The sequence below is a fragment of the Rhizobium sp. 62_C5_N11_2 genome, from assembly GCF_051811185.1.
Classification (GTDB): Bacteria; Pseudomonadota; Alphaproteobacteria; order Rhizobiales; family Rhizobiaceae; genus Rhizobium; species Rhizobium leguminosarum.
In genome coordinates this window covers 4,808,274-4,824,505 of sequence record NZ_JBPWPW010000001.1, presented here as the reverse complement: position 1 = coordinate 4,824,505, position 16,232 = coordinate 4,808,274, and the positions used below count along the sequence as shown (strand labels likewise).

Below are 16,232 nucleotides of genomic sequence, written 5' to 3'. Positions count from 1 at the left end.
CGAGCCTATTCCGGCAGATGCATATCAGGCCAACTGTCGGTGACGCCGGCCTGTACCGGACGCTCCAGATAGGTGGAAAGCGCGATATAGCTGCGGGTGCCGGTGACGCCGGGAACGGCATGGATCTGCGAGAGAAAAGCCTCCAAGGCCTGCGGGCTGGCGGTGCGGACCTTGAAGAGAACGCTGGCGTCGCCGGCGATCGAATGCATCTCCTCGACCTCGGGAAACTGCAGAACCTGCATCAACCGCTCGCTCTTGCCCCAGCCGGCCGCCTCCACATGCACGAAAGCAAGCAGCGGCTTGCCGAGCGCTGCGCCATCGAGCGCGGCATGCACGCCCTTGATGGTGCCGGATTGTCTCAGGCGGCGCACACGCTCATGCACGGCCGGCGCCGACAGGCCGACCGTTTCGCCAAGCCTGGCATAGCTCTGGCTGCCGTCGGCGGCGAGCGCGGCTAATATTTTTCGGTCGAAGGCATCGATGACCGGCTGCTGTGGGCGAATTTGCCGAAGATCCTCTGTATTTTTCGCCATTCCGCAAAACCCTCTTTCTGCCGAAGAATAATCGTCGATACTACCATTATTCAATAGAATATTCGGAGGATGAAAGATTTCATGGAGATGATCGCGCGCAATCCGGCAAGTGGGGTCTATCCGGCCAGCCCTGATTACATCCATGCGCTGGAGGTCAGGCATCCATCCCGGCTGCTCTTCGTCAGCGGCACCATGGGTCTCGATCACGAGGGAATGGCGGCGGCCGATCTGGAAGGACAGCTGGAGCTCATCTGGTCCAATCTGGGCGCCATCCTCACCTCCGCTGATATGACCGTGGACAATATCGTGCGGCTGACGAGCTATCTCAGCAACGGCGCCTTTATGGAGGCGAACCAGAATGCCCGTCTTCGAGCACTTAGCGGCCGCGCCGTGCCGACCACAGCGATCATCGTCGAAACGCTGCGCGACGACTGGCTGGTCGAGATCGAGATCATCGCTGCCGGCTAAGGCACATTGGCCGTCGCACCGCAGGGGTGCGACGGCGGCGGCGATCAGGCCGCCTGTTTCAACAGGCCGAGCGCTTCGGCCAGATCGACCTCGCCGCGGAAACCGCCGCTGCTTTTCGCCTCCTGCCGATGCTCGATCGCGTGGGCAAAACGCACGGCCGGCTCCTGCTGCATGCGCTCATAGAGGCGATGCAGGCCGGGAAACTGCCGGCGGTCGACGACCTTGTGAAAATCGTTCCAGCGGGCGATTCCGACGAAATAGGCGTCCGCCAGGCTCGGCCCATTGCCGAGAAGCCATTCGCGGCCATCGAGCAGACGCTCCAGCGTCTGATGCGCCTTTTCGACCGCGGCGCTGCCATAGGCTGTAAGGGCCTGCTTCTGCTGCGGCTCCAGCGGGTGTTCGAACGCATACCAGAGCGGGCCGAAGGCCTTGAAGAAACTGGTGTTGAGAAAGGCGAGCATCTGGTTCAGCCGATCGAAATCCTCCGACCCCTGCGCAAAACCCAGACCGCCGCCGATCGCCCGAGCGCCGATATGATGGAGGATCGCCAAGCTTTCGCTGATCGTCCTGCCATCCTCGAGCAGCAGCGACGGCGTTTCGCCGACTTTGTTGATCCTGATGTAGTCTTCGCTGGAAACCATTTCCGGCATCTCGACTCGGCAGAGCCGATAAGGCAGGCCGGACCATTCCAGCGCGACGATCGAGCCGAAGGAGCAGCCCTCCGGCACGCCGTAAAACAATATGGGTGACATCAATCGTTCCTTTCAGAATTGACCCCGTTTGGACACGATGAATGTGAAGATGTGGACGATCCTGCGGTAGAGGCTATAAATGCGTCGCAATGTCCACATATCTGGAAGATAGCAATGACGCTCTTCAACCTCAACGACCTCCATCTTTTCGTGCAGGCCGTCGACAGCGGCAGTTTTACCGCCGCCGCCAGGCATCTCGGCATTCCGAAATCGACTGTGAGCAAACGCGTTGCGGAGCTGGAGGCACGGCTTGGCGTCAGGCTGATCCAGCGCACGTCGCGAAGCTTCGCGCTGACCGAGCTCGGCCGGGAATTCTTTCAGCACGCCCAGGCCTCGATCATCGAGGCGGAGATGGCCGAAGGCATCGTGCGGCGGCATCTGGCTGAACCCGCAGGCAGCGTTCGCCTCACCGCCTCGGTGCCGACGGCACAGTTTACCTTGACGGAGCATCTGCCGGCGCTGGCAGCGCGATATCCGAAGCTCAGGCTCTCCGTGCACGTGACGGACCGCTTCGTCGATATCGTGCAGGAAGGTTTCGACATCGCGCTGCGCAGCCATCGCGGGCCGCTGCCGGATTCCGCACTGGTACAGCGGAAGCTCGCCAGCCACCCTTTCTTCATCCTCGCCTCGCCGGATTATATCAGCACCCATGGGCAGCCGCGCCTGCCGGAGGAACTGGCGCAGCATGCGACGATCATGACCAGCCTGACGGAAAACCAATGGCGGCTCCACTCCGATGGCGGCGACGAGGCTCTCGTCACGCTGCATTCCGTCATGGCGGCGGATGAACCCTATGTCTTGATGGAAATGGCCGTGTCGGGGCTTGGCATTACCTGCCTGCCGACATCCGTCTGCCGCAAGGCGCTGGCAGACGGGCGGCTGGTGCGGGTGCTTCCGGAATGGACGGCGGGCAGCATCGAGACGACGATCCTGATGCCGCATCGGCGTGGCCAACTGCCGGCAGTGCGCGCCGTCGTCGATTTCCTGGCCGAACGGCTGGCGGCCCCGCATAACTCCTTAAGTCGGAATTGATTTAAGGAATTATGCGGTAGTTCAAAGTGCTACAGCGTCCTTTGCGCGTCTGAAAAGACGCGCGGCGCTGTAGAGATCACGCCGCCTTTGCGGCGTGATATTCCTTGATGGCGACCATCTTGATCGTCGGATGGCGCTCGGACTCGTAACGCAGCGAGAAACCGTCCTGGGCGAGGAAGACCGGGTCGCCGTCGAGGTCGCGGGCGATATCGCCGCGCTTGACGGTGAGGAATTTCTCGAGATCGGCCGGCTGCTCGGCCGAGATCCAGCGGCAGACGGAGAAACGCGACATTTCGAAGGAGACCGGCAAGCCGTATTCGGCCATCAGCCGCTCCTTCAAGACGTCGAGCTGCAGGGCGCCGACGACGCCGACGATCGCCGGCGAGCCGTCTTCCGGCGAGAACAGCTGGACGACGCCTTCCTCGGCCATCTGCTGCAGGGCTTCCTTGAGCTTCTTCGCCTTCATCGCGTCTTCCAGGCGCACGCGGCGCAGGATCTCCGGCGAGAAGTTCGGCACGCCCTGGAAGACCAGCGATTCACCTTCGGTCAGCGTATCGCCGATCCGGAGGGTCCCGTGGTTGGGAATGCCGACGACGTCGCCGGCATAGGCGGTGTCGGCGAGCTGGCGCTGCGAGGCGAAGAAGAATTGCGGCGCGGTCAGGCCCAGCTGCTTGCCGGTGCGGGCGAGCCTTGCCTTCATACCGCGCTCGAGCTTGCCGGAGCAGATGCGGGCAAAGGCGATGCGGTCGCGGTGGTTGGGGTCCATGTTGGCCTGGATCTTGAAGACGAAGGCCGTCATCTTGTCGTCGGTCGCATGCACGGTCCTGGTATCGGCGACCTGGTCACGCGGCGGCGGCGCGAAATCGCCGAGCGCGTTGATGAGATCGCGAACGCCGTAATTGCGCAGCGCCGAGCCGAAAAAGACAGGCGTCATATGGCCTTCCAGGAAGGATTCGCGGTCGAAGGGACGGCAGGCCTCGATCGCCAGTTCGGTCTCCTCGACAAAAGCCTTACGCTCGTTTTCGGGCAGCCTACCGGCGACGCTTTGCGGACCGTTGACCGGCGTTCCCTCGATTTCGGTATCCGAACCGCGCACCGTGTTGGCGGCGATATTGTAGGAGCCGCAAAAGGTCTTGGAGCGGCCGATCGGCCAGGTGATCGGCGCGGTATCCAGCGCCAGCTTCTCTTCCACCTCGTCGAGGATCTCGAAGGGATCGCGGCTTTCGCGGTCCATCTTGTTGATAAAGGTGATGATCGGAATATCGCGCATGCGGCAGACTTCGAAGAGCTTCAGCGTGCGCGGCTCGATGCCCTTGGCGGCATCGATGACCATGACCGCGGCATCGACGGCCGTCAGCGTGCGATAGGTGTCGTCGGCGAAATCCTCGTGACCCGGCGTGTCGAGGATATTGAAGACATTATCGTTATATTCGAAGGTCATCACCGAGGTGACGACGGAGATGCCGCGTTCGCGCTCGATCTTCATCCAGTCGGAGCGCGTCTGCATGCGATCCTTCTTTGCCTTGACTTCGCCGGCAAGCTGAATGGCGCCGCCGAACAGCAGCAGCTTTTCGGTGAGCGTCGTCTTACCCGCGTCCGGGTGGGCGATAATAGCGAATGTGCGGCGGCGGGAGACCGCCTCGGCGAGACTTTCGGCCATACTTGTGAATCCTGTGGAATTGCCGCGTATCTAGCGACTAAAGGCCGACTTTGCAATTGACCTCGGCGTCGCGCGCGCAAAGTAATGGCCCATGAACATTCATCACGACGTCAGCCCCAGGCTGAAACTCATCCGCCTGCCGAATGGCGAAGGCCTCGATCTGCCCGCCTATGAAAGCAAGGGGGCGGCCGGCATGGACCTGCGCGCTGCCGTTGACGAGGCAGCACCGCTGACGCTTCTGCCCGGCAAACGGGCGCTGGTGCCGACCGGCTTCATCTTCGAGATCCCCGAGCATTTCGAGGGACAGGTGCGGCCGCGTTCCGGCCTTGCCTTCAAAAACGGCATCACCTGCCTGAATTCGCCTGGTACCGTCGACAGCGACTATCGCGGCGAAGTGAAGGTGCTGCTCGTCAATCTCGGCGAGGAAGCCTTCGTCATTTCGCGCGGCATGCGCATCGCCCAGATGGTGATCGCGCCGGTGACCCAGGCACGGGTGGTGGAGATCACCGAGGCAAGCGAAACGGTGCGCGGCGCAGGCGGTTTCGGCTCCACCGGCGTCTGATGGCACAGCGCCTCGACAGCGCGGGCCTGACCTTCCGGCAGGATTATTTCGGCGACCCCGCCGGCTGGGCGGCGCTGGTCTGCCTGCTCAGGGATATTTTCGGCATCGATATCGGACCGCTGCAACAGCTCGGCGGCCCCGACCCCACCAGCATGCCCTTCGGCTGGTTCGACGCCGAAGGGGAACTTGCGGCGAATATCTCGGCCTTTGCGCTGCCCTTCGTCCTCAACGGCAGGAACGTCCATGCCGCCGGCCTGCAATCCGGCGCCGTGCGGCCGCCATGGCGCGGCCGCGGGCTCTATCGCGACGTCACGGTAAAAGCCCTCGACTGGTGCGAGCGACAGGGCTTTGAAGCCGTCATCCTCTATACCGACAAACCGTCGCTCTACGAACCCTACGGTTTCCGCGCGATAGCGCTGCACCGATACGAGGGACCGACGCCCGACCCTTCGTCTTCCGCCGCCCGCGCCCGGCCGCTTTTGCCGACAAACGCGGATGATCTTGCCCTGCTGCAATCGCTGCTGAAAAGACGACGCCCGGTTTCGACCTCGCTGGCGGTCACAGTCAATGCGGCGATGTTTCTGATCAACACCCGGCTCGATCCCGATATCCGCATCAGCTTCCTGGAAGACCGGCAGGCGGCGATCGCATGGAAGATGGATGAGGCAGGCCGCTTCAGCCTCCTCGACGTCGTGGCGGCTGACATACCGTCGCTTGCAGCGATCCTTGGCGGACTGGAGATCGCCCCCGCCTCTGTCGAAGTGCTTTTCCGTCCCGACAAGCTCGGCTGGGACGGTGTTCCGCAACCGTTGGAAAGCGGCACGAGGTTGATGCTGCGCGGGCTCGGCCATGCCACCCCGGATTTTCCGGCGATGTTGTCGCCGATGGCGGAATTCTAGAGCAGTTCCAGCAAAACTGCGCAGCGGTTTTGCGACCGGAATGCGCAAAAACAAAAAGGCGTTTCGCCGCCCCCTATTTCCGCCGGGAAAGCGGCGGCAGGCGGCGTTTGACGGGCGAGGCCTTGATCATCGCGGTGTTGGTCTCCGCCCTTTCGGCAACCCGGTCGAGGATGCCGTCGAGATCGGCCATGGAGCGGATGACCAGGCGGGCGATAAAACAATCATCACCCGTCACCTTGTCGCATTCGATGATTTCGGGAATTTCCTCGATGATGCGCTCGACGATGTGCAACTGCCCCGGCAGCGGACGCACGCGCACGATCGCCTGCAGGGGATAACCGACGGCGGCGGGATCGAGATCAATGGTGAAGGCCTTGATGACGCCACGCTCCTCCAACCGCCGCAGGCGCTCGGCCGCACTCGGCGAAGAGAGGCCGACCTGCTGGGCCAGTTCCTTCAGCGAGATCCGCGCATTCCCGGCCAGCGCCTCCAGAATGGCCTGATCAATTTCGTCGAGCGATTGCACATCATTAGCCACGGCGAGATATTCTCCTCTTATGATTAGGCAACATCGATCATCTTCCTTCATATCCTTATATAAAATCGCCTATCGCCGCAATATTCTTATGCCACCGAAATGGAGGCAATCATGGGCAGTGACATCAAAAGAGGCACGGTGGAAATGACGGCAGCGATGCTGATCTCGGGGACGATCGGTTGGTTCGTCGTCATGTCGGGCCAGCCTGTCAGCGGCGTGGTCTTCTGGCGCTGCCTGTTCGGCGCGCTCACTTTGCTTGTCATCTGCGGTGCTCTCGGGCTGCTGCGGCCAGGCATCATCACGCTGCGCGCCTTCGGCATCGCCATATCAGGCGGTATCGCCATCGTCTTGAACTGGCTGCTGCTGTTTGCCTCCTACTCGCATGCGACGATCTCGATCGCGACGACGGTTTACAACACCCAGCCTTTCATGCTGCTCGTGCTCGGCGCGCTTTTTCTCGGCGAGAAGATCACGGCCACCAAGCTGTTCTGGCTGACACTCGCCTTCGCCGGCATGATTGCCATCGTCGAGGCAAAACCGGGGACAGGCGGGGCGGCATCTGACGGTTACGGCCTCGGCATCCTGATGGCGCTCGGTGCCGCCTTCTTCTACGCGCTCGCCGCCCTTGCCGCGAAATGGCTGAAAGGCACGCCGCCGCATCTGATCGCGCTCATCCAGGTCGCAACCGGCATGCTGATGCTGGCGCCGATGACCGATTTTTCTCATCCGCCCGGCGATGTCGGATCCTGGGCGATCCTGGTGACCGTCGGCGTCGTCCATACCGGGCTGATGTATGTGCTGCTCTACGGTGCGATCCAGAGGCTGCCGACGCATCTCACGGGCGCTCTGTCCTTCATCTATCCGATCGCGGCGATCCTGGTCGACCGGCTGGCCTTCGGCCACGCGCTGCAGCCGATGCAGATCGCAGGCGCCGCGATCATTCTCCTTGCCGCCGCCGGCATGAATCTCGGCTGGACGCCGCGCTGGCTGCGGCCGCGGGCGGTGGAGAGCTGAACCGGGCGTTCGATCGGGATGGCCGAGACGCCCGGTTGCCGACATTACCTCTGCGGGCGCGTCGTTTCGAACAGGAACCAGGTGCGGCGCTCGCCCTCGTCGATCCAGTTCTCGATCAGGCTGGCGGTTGCGACATCATTGTGCTCGTCGCAAAGGCCATGCACTTCGCGCAGCAGCGAAACGAGTTGAGCGTTGTCCTCGCGCAGTTCCGACAACATGTCTTCGGGCGTGACGAAATCCGCGTCATTGTCCAAAAGGCGCTGCTGGCGAGCGATCTGGCCGATGGAGCGGAGCGTCGTGCCGCCGATCTTGCGGGCACGCTCGGCAATGTCGTCGGTCATCGCGAAGATCTGTTCCGCCTGTTCGTCGAGCAGCAGATGATAGTCGCGAAAATGCGGGCCGGACATGTGCCAATGGAAATTCTTGGTCTTCACATAAAGCGTAAAGACATCGGCGAGCAGCGCGGTCAGCGCCGCCGAAATATCGGTAATGGCGTTGGTCGGCAGGCTGGACGGCGTCTTGAGTGGCGAAAGCCTGCGGGTTTCGGCTGGCGTATGGGACATTTAATCTCTCCTTGGTGATGAAAATCTCTAGCGCCACCGGCCGGGACAACCGCGGCGGGCCGCGCTGATCGCGCATTTGCAGAGAGAGAAATAGCAAGGCCGGGTCGCTTTCCAAGTAGATCATGGTCTAGCAGACCTATTCCTTATGGTTATGGACCGATCAGCGCCAAAGCATTGATGAAGAAGCGGCGCTTGCCTATAGATGGGCGGTGGAAGCCCTGAGGGTTAAGAAGATGAGCCTCACCGTCCTGATCACCTATGCCGGAGCGCTGTTCATCGCCGCGGCCATTCCGGGACCCGGGATTACCGCAATCGTCGCGCGTGCGCTCGGCTCGAATTTCCGCGAGACCTTCTTCATGGGTCTCGGCCTGGTGATCGGCGACATGACCTATCTCACAGCGGTCATTCTCGGCCTTGCCTTCGTGGCGCAGACCTTCACCGAGGTGTTCATAACAATCAAGATCGCCGGCGTCCTCTATCTCGGCTACATCGCCTGGAAACTCTGGACGGCGGGGCTGCTGCCGCAGGATATTGCGGCACGGAAATCGACCAATATCGGCCTGTCCTTCCTCTCCGGCCTGCTGGTGACGCTCGGCAATCCGAAGACGATGCTCTTCTATGTCGCCCTGGTGCCGACGCTGATCGATATCGGCAATATCGGGCTACGCGACTATGCGATCCTGCTCGCCGCCACCTTCGTGGTGCTGATCGTCGTGCTTGTGCCTTATATGCTGCTTGCCTCGCGGGCCCGCACGATGCTGAGAGAGCCGCGGGCCTTGCAGGCGCTGAACCGGGTTGCCGCCGGCATCCTCGCCGGCACGGCAGCCTTCATCGCCACGCGGGCGGCCTGAAATAAACATTCGGCAAGAAACGGTTATCAAAGGTTTTTTTCTCTCCTGACCGCTCCTCCAGGTCGAACGCGGTCTGGCCTAGACGGGTCTTTGACCCTATTCTCCCCCTCGATTTCAGGAGCAGGATTTCAAAGGGAGAGCACCCATGTCGCACAAGCCCGGCCGCGGCCGCATCTATTCCTCGATCACCGAGACCATCGGCGACACGCCGCTCGTGCGCTTCGACAAGCTGGCGCGGGAAAAAGGCGTCGTGGCGAACCTGATCGGCAAGCTCGAATTCTTCAACCCGATCGCATCCGTGAAGGACCGTATCGGCGTCGCGATGATCGAGGGCCTCGAAGCGCAAGGCAAGATCACCCCCGGCAAGACGGTGCTGATCGAGCCGACCTCCGGCAATACCGGCATCGCGCTCGCCTTTGCCGCCGCCGCCAAGGGCTATCGGCTGATCCTCACCATGCCGGAGACGATGTCGGTCGAGCGCCGCAAGATGCTGGCGCTGCTCGGCGCCGAGCTGGTGCTGACCGAGGGGCCAAAGGGCATGAAGGGCGCCATCGCCAAGGCCGAGGAACTGGCGTCCTCCCTTCCCGATGCCGTCATTCCGCAGCAGTTCGAAAACCCTGATAATCCCGAGATCCACCGCAAGACGACGGCCGAGGAAATCTGGAACGATACCGACGGCACGGTCGATATCGTCGTATCGGGCATCGGCACCGGCGGCACGATCACCGGCGTCGGACAAGTGCTGAAGAGCCGCAAGCCCGAGATCAAGATCATCGCCGTCGAACCGGCCGATTCGCCGATCCTATCCGGCGGCAACCCCGGCCCGCACAAGATCCAGGGCATCGGCGCCGGCTTCGCGCCAAAGATCCTCGATACCGGCATCTATGACGAAGTCGTCACCGTTTCCAACGACGAGGCCTTCGAACAGGCACGCCTCGTCGCCCGGCTCGAAGGCGTGCCGGTCGGCATCTCCTCGGGTGCAGCACTGACCGCCGCCATCAAGGTCGGCATCCGTCCCGAGAACGCCGGCAAGAACATCGTCATCATCATCCCGTCCTTTGCGGAGCGTTATCTGTCGACGGCGCTGTTTGAAGGGCTCGGGAGCTAAAGGTGGCTATGGCGGGGCCTTTCCGCCGGCAATTTATCCTGCAGAATATCGGGGCGCTTCGGCGCCCCATCATTTGTGCCGTCACCTGCATCCCAATCGACGTGGGACGAAAGTTCTGTGGCAGTCCGCAATAACGATTGTCGACGTCCACCTGAGCTCGTTGAATGCAGGTGTTTGCCAACCTTCGCCATGACTTCCGCCAGCGTCGCGGTCAAACGATTCAGCTCAGTGTGCTCTCTCGTCCGCTCCGGAGCATAGCGCGATATGATGTACTCACGCTTTGCTGTCATTGCCTCGAGATGCAAGGCAGTCTTCTTTCTCAGTTTAAGTTTGGCAACGAACAAAGGCTCAGCGAGATTGTGCATCCGTTTTCGTATTTCTTCTGGAGCAACGCCTTCATGGCGCAGGAAGGCATTTAAGTAGAGTTCGATAGCGTGAATGGCGCACATTCGAGCTGGAGCAATGGATATTGCAACTCGCTTCTGACCCTTCCCGAACAAGAATTTCGAAGCGAGAGAGTAGGCATTCGCTAAGTCTAGAACCTCCGATGGGTTAGCGTTCGAGCCCGGATATTCGTTACTCATCTACATCCCCGGCAGATTTTCTTATCCGTCACCTCCGATCGACTATGTCGAACGGACCGACATCCTTCTCGAAATTTTTTCAGCCTAATCTAATATTGTAAATAGCGACGAAGTGAGGAGAGGCCCTTACCCCTAACGGATAAGCAACCAGAGGGATGTTTAAATCGGCGTCCTAGGCAGCTTCGGCACCGCTTCTGGCAGGTCAGCCCCTGCCAAGAGCATTCGCGGCCGGCAGCGCGCCATAACGGCAGCGATCAATCGTTCCGTCGGGGTTGGGTTCGCGGACAGCGACATAATCTCATAATCCGGCAGCGCACCGGCGGGGATTTCGCTGAGGGCAGCATCAGCGCCAGCGCGATCGGCAGATCGGTGAGCGGCCTGACGACTAGTACTTCAAAATATCTACGCGCATCCGCCCTTCTTCTTAAGCCGCAGCCGTCAGCCTTTCGCCGGCGATGCGGTAGGAGATCGCTTCGGCGAGATGGATGCGGCCGACTGTCGGCTTGCCGTCGAGATCGGCCAGCGTGCGGGCGACCTTCAGCACGCGGTGGTAACCGCGGGCGGAGAACTTCATCTTCTCGGCGGCGTCGCGCAGCAGCTGCAGGCCAGGGGCATCGGGCTCGGCCAGTTTCTCGATCATCGCCGTAGAGCAGCGGGCATTGGTGCCGATACCCTTTGCGCCGGTACTTTCGAAGCGCTCCTGCTGGATTGCGCGGGCGCGGGCGACACGGCGGGCAACATCGGCGCTGGTTTCGGCCGCCATCGGCCGGATGAGGTCGGCGGCGGAGACGGCCGGCACATCGATGCGGATATCGATGCGATCCATCAGCGGGCCGGAGATGCGGGCCTGGTAATCGCTCATGCAGCGCGGCCCGCGGGCACAGCTATGGCCCGGCTCGCCGGCCATGCCGCAGCGGCAGGGGTTCATCGCCGCGATCAGCTGGAATTTCGCCGGATAGGAGACGCGGTGGTTGGCGCGGGCAATCACGCATTCGCCGCCTTCGAGCGGCTGGCGTAGCGCATCCAGCGCCTGCGGCGTGAACTCGGGGAACTCGTCGAGAAACAGCACGCCGTGATGGGCAAGCGAGGCTTCGCCTGGACGGGCGCGCAGACCGCCGCCGACGAGGGCTGCCATGGTGGCGGAATGATGCGGGGTGCGGAAGGGCCGGCGATCGGAAAGCTTGCCGCCGGAGAGCTGGCCGGCGATCGAATGCACCATCGAGACTTCAAGCAGCTCGGCGGCCGAAAGCGGCGGCAGGATGGACGGCAGCCTGGCTGCCAGCATCGACTTGCCGGAGCCCGGAGGACCGACCATCAGCAGATTATGGCCACCGGCGGCCGCCACCTCGAGCGCCCGCTTGGCGCTTTCCTGACCCTTGATCTCGGCGAGATCCGGCAGGTTTGCGGCATTGGCGCGGATCGACGCCTCCGGCCTGGATAGGACTTGCGTGCCGCGGAAATGATTGGCAAGCGCAATCAGGCTGCGGGGTGCAAGGATATCGACGTCGGCGCCTGCCCAGGCGGCTTCGGCGCCGCTTTCGGCGGGGCAGATCAGCCCCTTGCCGAGCGCATTGGCGCCGATCGCGGCCGGCAGCGCGCCTGATATGGCGGCGATCGTGCCGTCGAGATTGAGCTCGCCGACGACGACAAAATCGGACAGCGCATCGGCGGGAATGGCGCCGAGGGCAGCCATCAGGGCAAGCGCGATCGGCAGATCGAAATGCGAGCTTATGCCATATTTCAATATTTTATATGGAGAGACTATGGGCTTTATCAGCGGCCCTGTAGCCTAACCCTTCAGCGAAATATCCTCGGGGGTCCGGGGGCAGACAGCCCCCGGTCTTCGGGGGCGCGGGGGGAATGTAGCCGTTCGCTGCAAACAAAAATGACCGCGGAATAAGAAGTTCCACGGCTGCAAACGACATTGATGAGTCTAACCCTTCACGGTCATCGGCATCCCTGCCTGTACCGTATTTCCATTAGGCCATATCGCATGATCGACGTCAATATTCATTCGTCGCTCGCCACACCGCATCAAAGCTTAGTTCGGCGATCTCTTTTTCGCTTGGCCACTGGAATGTTCTCAAGCTTATTCAACGACTGCATGTTGTCGCTCGTGTTGGCGTTGAACATGCCCCAACCGTTCCCATCGGCGGGCGACACGAAAGTGATGCCTTGATCCTCATAGAATCGTTGCAACGCTGCGACGTAATGCTCGCTCACGTCCACGCCTTTCTCCACCCGCTGAATAGTCTTCCTAGACATGCCGAAGACAGCCTCGACGTCTTCCTGACTGAGGCCCAGAAACTCTCTGGCTGCTTTCATGATTACGGCTGGCACTCGCGGCATAAGGACTCATAAGCACGCTTCCACAGCCTGAGCAAAACATGTTGTCAACAAATGTTGACGCCGAACAATTATTCGGCTTAATGAGTCCTCATTGGCGTCATTTTGTCGCCAAATGAGTCGCGAATCCTTTAAATGGATAGCGGCATAGCGGAGTTGGGCGAATCATGAACTCACAGATGGCGGAACATATTTCTCAACTGAATCGACTCGTAACGGCCTCGAACTTCCACAAGCAGGTCGATCGCGGCGCCGCGCTCATGGCCATACCAATTGGACACACAATTTCAGAAAAGCCCCACGCCTCGAGGGCATCGTGGAGGGTCACCAATCCCTGCCAGACGGCGGATGGAATCGTGGCGGGCGAAGTCTTTTTCATTAAATCCCGTAGGCGATGGTGCCGCCAGGGCACTTTCAATCAAAATGCGAGATCACGCGGTGGGCCGGCGGGCTCGACCTTTGGAGGATGAATAGATGAGGATTCTCAGATTTGGGGAAGCCGAAGGTAATTCGTCGCTACGGGCGATCCGGCGCCGCGTGGAGGCTTCCGACCTGCTGTCGTCCGACTTGCGCGGAATTCTCAAAGATCGCCGACTGCCAGTTATCGATCCTCTCGAAACGCCAATCATAGAACAATGGGTGATCGAGAACTATCCGGCCGCGATGTTGACCGGCTACATCCATTATCCGAACAAGCCAGACCCGTGGGCGTCGGAATGGCTCAGCTTCACCGCGCCTTTGGAGCTCCTGTCAGTGGAAGCAAATCTTGCCCGCTCAATGGCATGCTGGTACCGGCTCGGGACACCAAGCCCTTGGGCCAAGGATACTCTCGCGGCTTGGAGCCACAGATGACAGCTAGGGCTGCGACGCTCCGCGCGCTGACCAAGCTGGCGAAAGCAAAGCTGATGATGCGCAGATCGCCGGGTCTCTTTCTTGCTCACGCGGCACTCCGGCGATCACTCCGTTCGCAACATGCGCTCATGCGAGGATTACCCTCGACCGTGATCGTCGTCACAGGGGGTGCCTCCGTCAGCGAAAGCCATCGAAAAGCAGCGGAACTTGTCGCGACGGGATCGCTAGATGTTCGGGCGAGGCTTCGCCGGCATCAGGAGGTCCTTGTGCATGTTCTCACGCCTCCACTCCGGAAAACGTCCAAAGTCGACAATCCAATTCTGGATGAGCATGGCAGGTACGACGTCATAGTCGTTCTCGTTCACAGCCGGTCAGATATCCCCCCAGGGATGTCTTTGATTGCCGATGCGATTGTGGACATGCCAAAGCCTACTGTGGAGCACATTCATGCAATTCGGCGGTTGCTTCGGCGGACGCCGATCAATGACGACACCGCTCGGCTGCTCGTGGACCTGGAATTTCCATTGCTCGTACCGGTCGTGTGCAAACACCGTCTTTCCGATACCGAAGCGCTAAGTCTGCTGTCGGCCTCCTCCGGGAATTCGGCAGGTGTCGGCCCTCGGCTGGAAGAGCTCCCTGGTTACTCCCCGGTGAAAAAGTGGGCCCAGGCATTCATCGTAGATCTCGACCGCTTCCGACATGGAAAGATGGACTGGTCGAACATGCCCCGCGGCATTCTCCTCTACGGTCCTCCGGGCACCGGTAAGACCATGTTCGCTCAGGCCTTCGCCAGGTCGGCAGCCCTGCCGCTGATATCGGCGTCGGTTTCTCGGTGGCAGGCGGCCGGCCATCTGGGTGATCTCCTGAAAGCAATGAGCGAAACATTCGACAAGGCCCGAGCGAAGCAGCCAGCGATCATATTTATCGATGAGCTGGACTCGATCGGCGACAGGTCGAAATTCTCCGGCGATCATATTGACTACAGTCGCCAGGTCGTCAATTTTCTGTTGGAGCAGATTGATGGCGCAAAGGGTCGAGACCAAATCCTGGTCATTGGCGCCACAAACTTCAAGGAAGCAATCGATCCGGCCCTTCTCCGTAGCGGTCGGATAGAACGTCACATCAGAATCGATCTCCCAAACGCAAGCGAACGGGCCGAAATCCTCCGCTTCCACCTGGGAGTGGAGAATATCGAAATAGAGTTGATGGACATTGCCGCCGATCTTGAAGGCTGGAGCGGCGCCGACTTGGACATGCTCGCAAGAGAGGCCAAAGGTCGGGGCCGGATGAATGGCCGAGGGGTCAGGATAGACGATCTGCTCGAGTCTTTACCTCCGGTGCAGGCTCTTTCTCCCCACCAGGCTCGCCGCGTCGCTTTTCACGAAGCCGGGCATGCTATCGTTGCGTCAGTCCTTTCTCCCGGTTGCAGGGTGAGCGTGTCGATCCGGAAGAAGCTCCGCCTCGTGGGTTCGCGAGATCTGGCGCCCGGCTGGACCCGATATGAAGACGACGACTATGACCTGCTTCCAACGAACTCAGACTTTGAGAATGTCATCTGCCGAACGCTGGCTGGAGCGGCGGCGGAAGAATTGCATCTGGGTTCCAGATCGACTGGTTTCAGCGGTTCAGCGGGAAGCGACCTCGACACGGCGTCAGCCATCGCGGCACGCATGGTCGCGTCATATGGCCTGGGCCGGCGACTCCGGTTCTTAATAGAATCTCATCACATGGATATCAGGCGGGCATCTCGCCTGCCGGCCGACCTGCGAGACGAGATCACCCAGATTCTCGAAGAACAGTTTGCTCGTGCCAAAACGGTCCTCTCCGAACAGTCGGCATTTCTGGTCGAGCTCGCGGAAGAGCTTCTGGAAAAGGAATACGTCGGGTCAACGGACGTCGCAGCGATCGCTGCAAAGAGCATGACTTCAGGGAAGGATTCGACGCGATCCGCTTGTCCTTGAACGGTCGCGTCCGCACCGGGATCATCGTTGGCAACAATATGGAACCGACGTTGTTTCAAGCTGGCCCCGATTAGGCAATCCTACGAACGTTCGCTGGTGACACTGCGACGTTTCAGGGTTTCGCGGCGTCGGCCTTGGCCAACGATGCGCCGAGAAAACGAGCCATCGTCCTCTTCATTCTTCGAGATTTCTGACACACTCGCAGATAGCGGCTCTTCTTTATCAGACCGTGTCGCGTCTGCCCCTTCCTCACCAATGATATTACCGCTTCCCATTCGACCGTCGAGCCTATTCGCTTGAAGATGGCGACAATACACCTTCCCCGAGATCCGCGCCATCGGCTCTCGGCAGTCTTGTTGAACGTTAGCAGGGACCGCGCATGAGGGGCCGTGGCACTGTATTGACCGATACGCCACCCCAGCGGCGGACTTGGACGATAGAGCAAACTGCTCTTTTCGCTTACTGAGCCCCGCGGGGATCGCCGGAACGTTGAGTAAAGACGTGCAGAA

General features: G+C 60.8%; 17 protein-coding genes. 9 read left to right on the top strand and 8 right to left on the bottom strand.

The features are described 5' to 3' along the window. Positions 1-5 precede the first annotated feature (5 nt). A complete protein-coding gene (locus AB8B31_RS23560) occupies positions 6-587 on the bottom strand; it encodes an Lrp/AsnC family transcriptional regulator (RefSeq protein WP_128408386.1) in 582 nt (193 codons plus the stop codon). A gap of 27 nt (positions 588-614) precedes the next feature. Here AB8B31_RS23560 and AB8B31_RS23555 point away from each other — a divergent pair, with 27 nt between their 5' ends. Next, complete coding sequence (locus tag AB8B31_RS23555) at positions 615-1,001, top strand: RidA family protein (RefSeq protein WP_128408415.1); 387 nt, start codon at positions 615-617, stop codon at positions 999-1,001. A gap of 44 nt (positions 1,002-1,045) precedes the next feature. Here the strand turns inward: AB8B31_RS23555 and AB8B31_RS23550 are convergent, their stop codons facing one another. Further along, positions 1,046-1,753 (bottom strand): glutathione S-transferase family protein, encoded by a 708-nt coding sequence (locus tag AB8B31_RS23550; protein ID WP_128408387.1) that lies wholly within the window; start codon positions 1,751-1,753, stop codon positions 1,046-1,048. A 114-nt stretch (positions 1,754-1,867) separates the two neighbouring features. On the opposite strand from AB8B31_RS23550, the gene AB8B31_RS23545 reads away from it, so the two are divergent. Then, positions 1,868-2,785, top strand: coding sequence for a LysR substrate-binding domain-containing protein (locus AB8B31_RS23545; RefSeq protein ID WP_065276925.1), 918 nt, complete (start codon positions 1,868-1,870; stop codon positions 2,783-2,785). Positions 2,786-2,861: 76 nt separating this feature from the next. Here AB8B31_RS23545 and AB8B31_RS23540 read toward each other — a convergent pair whose 3' ends face one another. Further along, positions 2,862-4,445: a peptide chain release factor 3 gene (locus AB8B31_RS23540; protein WP_018244456.1), complete on the bottom strand. Its 1,584-nt coding sequence runs from the start codon at positions 4,443-4,445 to the stop codon at positions 2,862-2,864. 91 nt (positions 4,446-4,536) lie between these two features. On the opposite strand from AB8B31_RS23540, the gene dut reads away from it, so the two are divergent. Continuing rightward, entirely contained in the window at positions 4,537-5,007 is a 471-nt protein-coding gene (dut, locus tag AB8B31_RS23535) for a dUTP diphosphatase (RefSeq protein WP_018244455.1), read from the top strand. Next, positions 5,007-5,906 (top strand): GNAT family N-acetyltransferase, encoded by a 900-nt coding sequence (locus tag AB8B31_RS23530; RefSeq protein WP_018244454.1) that lies wholly within the window; start codon positions 5,007-5,009, stop codon positions 5,904-5,906. Before dut ends, AB8B31_RS23530 begins: the two co-directional genes overlap by 1 nt. 73 nt (positions 5,907-5,979) lie before the next feature. Here AB8B31_RS23530 and AB8B31_RS23525 read toward each other — a convergent pair whose 3' ends face one another. Next, complete coding sequence (locus AB8B31_RS23525) at positions 5,980-6,444, bottom strand: Lrp/AsnC family transcriptional regulator (RefSeq protein ID WP_018244453.1); 465 nt, start codon at positions 6,442-6,444, stop codon at positions 5,980-5,982. Between the two features lie 99 nt (positions 6,445-6,543). On the opposite strand from AB8B31_RS23525, the gene AB8B31_RS23520 reads away from it, so the two are divergent. Then, positions 6,544-7,458, top strand: a complete 915-nt coding sequence (locus AB8B31_RS23520) for a DMT family transporter (RefSeq protein WP_018244452.1) — start codon at positions 6,544-6,546, stop codon at positions 7,456-7,458. Between the two features lie 44 nt (positions 7,459-7,502). Here the strand turns inward: AB8B31_RS23520 and AB8B31_RS23515 are convergent, their stop codons facing one another. Further along, positions 7,503-8,021 carry a Dps family protein gene (locus AB8B31_RS23515; RefSeq protein WP_018447826.1) on the bottom strand — a complete coding sequence of 173 codons (519 nt, stop codon included), beginning with the start codon at positions 8,019-8,021 and terminating at the stop codon, positions 7,503-7,505. A 233-nt stretch (positions 8,022-8,254) separates the two neighbouring features. On the opposite strand from AB8B31_RS23515, the gene AB8B31_RS23510 reads away from it, so the two are divergent. Both AB8B31_RS23510 and cysK read left to right on the top strand, forming a co-directional pair. Next, positions 8,255-8,872: a LysE family translocator gene (locus AB8B31_RS23510; protein WP_128408388.1), complete on the top strand. Its 618-nt coding sequence runs from the start codon at positions 8,255-8,257 to the stop codon at positions 8,870-8,872. 145 nt (positions 8,873-9,017) lie between these two features. Continuing rightward, positions 9,018-9,980, top strand: a complete 963-nt coding sequence (gene cysK / locus AB8B31_RS23505) for a cysteine synthase A (RefSeq protein ID WP_018244449.1) — start codon at positions 9,018-9,020, stop codon at positions 9,978-9,980. On the opposite strand, the gene AB8B31_RS23500 is transcribed toward cysK, so the two are convergent. From AB8B31_RS23500 to AB8B31_RS23490, 3 genes are all read right to left on the bottom strand, one after another. Next, on the bottom strand, positions 9,977-10,564 hold the full coding sequence (locus AB8B31_RS23500) for a hypothetical protein (RefSeq protein ID WP_128408389.1): 588 nt from the start codon (positions 10,562-10,564) through the stop codon (positions 9,977-9,979). The genes cysK and AB8B31_RS23500 overlap by 4 nt on opposite strands. Before the next feature lie 424 nt (positions 10,565-10,988). Next, entirely contained in the window at positions 10,989-12,341 is a 1,353-nt protein-coding gene (locus tag AB8B31_RS23495) for a YifB family Mg chelatase-like AAA ATPase (RefSeq protein WP_439007527.1), read from the bottom strand. 257 nt (positions 12,342-12,598) lie between these two features. Further along, the gene (locus tag AB8B31_RS23490) at positions 12,599-12,889 is read right to left on the bottom strand and encodes a helix-turn-helix domain-containing protein (protein ID WP_245277343.1); all 291 of its coding nucleotides are present in this window, start codon (positions 12,887-12,889) and stop codon (positions 12,599-12,601) included. Positions 12,890-13,384: 495 nt separating this feature from the next. Here AB8B31_RS23490 and AB8B31_RS23485 point away from each other — a divergent pair, with 495 nt between their 5' ends. Next, positions 13,385-13,762: a hypothetical protein gene (locus AB8B31_RS23485; protein ID WP_165447401.1), complete on the top strand. Its 378-nt coding sequence runs from the start codon at positions 13,385-13,387 to the stop codon at positions 13,760-13,762. Further along, the gene (locus AB8B31_RS23480; RefSeq protein ID WP_222148943.1) at positions 13,759-15,723 is read left to right on the top strand and encodes an AAA family ATPase; all 1,965 of its coding nucleotides are present in this window, start codon (positions 13,759-13,761) and stop codon (positions 15,721-15,723) included. Before AB8B31_RS23485 ends, AB8B31_RS23480 begins: the two co-directional genes overlap by 4 nt. Positions 15,724-16,232 lie beyond the last annotated feature (509 nt).

Bases quoted from the DNA above. Each gene is read 5' to 3' on its own strand.
- AB8B31_RS23540 (WP_018244456.1), bottom strand. From the start codon at position 4,445: ATGGCCGAAAGTCTCGCCGAGGCGGTCTCCCGCCGCCGCACATTCGCT.
- cysK (WP_018244449.1), top strand. From the start codon at position 9,018: ATGTCGCACAAGCCCGGCCGCGGCCGCATCTATTCCTCGATCACCGAG.
- dut (WP_018244455.1), top strand. From the start codon at position 4,537: ATGAACATTCATCACGACGTCAGCCCCAGGCTGAAACTCATCCGCCTG.
- AB8B31_RS23545 (WP_065276925.1), top strand. From the start codon at position 1,868: ATGACGCTCTTCAACCTCAACGACCTCCATCTTTTCGTGCAGGCCGTC.
- AB8B31_RS23550 (WP_128408387.1), bottom strand. From the start codon at position 1,753: ATGTCACCCATATTGTTTTACGGCGTGCCGGAGGGCTGCTCCTTCGGC.
- AB8B31_RS23500 (WP_128408389.1), bottom strand. From the start codon at position 10,564: ATGAGTAACGAATATCCGGGCTCGAACGCTAACCCATCGGAGGTTCTA.
- AB8B31_RS23555 (WP_128408415.1), top strand. From the start codon at position 615: ATGGAGATGATCGCGCGCAATCCGGCAAGTGGGGTCTATCCGGCCAGC.
- AB8B31_RS23515 (WP_018447826.1), bottom strand. From the start codon at position 8,021: ATGTCCCATACGCCAGCCGAAACCCGCAGGCTTTCGCCACTCAAGACG.
- AB8B31_RS23530 (WP_018244454.1), top strand. From the start codon at position 5,007: ATGGCACAGCGCCTCGACAGCGCGGGCCTGACCTTCCGGCAGGATTAT.
- AB8B31_RS23520 (WP_018244452.1), top strand. From the start codon at position 6,544: ATGGAGGCAATCATGGGCAGTGACATCAAAAGAGGCACGGTGGAAATG.
- AB8B31_RS23490 (WP_245277343.1), bottom strand. From the start codon at position 12,889: ATGAAAGCAGCCAGAGAGTTTCTGGGCCTCAGTCAGGAAGACGTCGAG.
- AB8B31_RS23510 (WP_128408388.1), top strand. From the start codon at position 8,255: ATGAGCCTCACCGTCCTGATCACCTATGCCGGAGCGCTGTTCATCGCC.
- AB8B31_RS23485 (WP_165447401.1), top strand. From the start codon at position 13,385: ATGAGGATTCTCAGATTTGGGGAAGCCGAAGGTAATTCGTCGCTACGG.
- AB8B31_RS23480 (WP_222148943.1), top strand. From the start codon at position 13,759: ATGACAGCTAGGGCTGCGACGCTCCGCGCGCTGACCAAGCTGGCGAAA.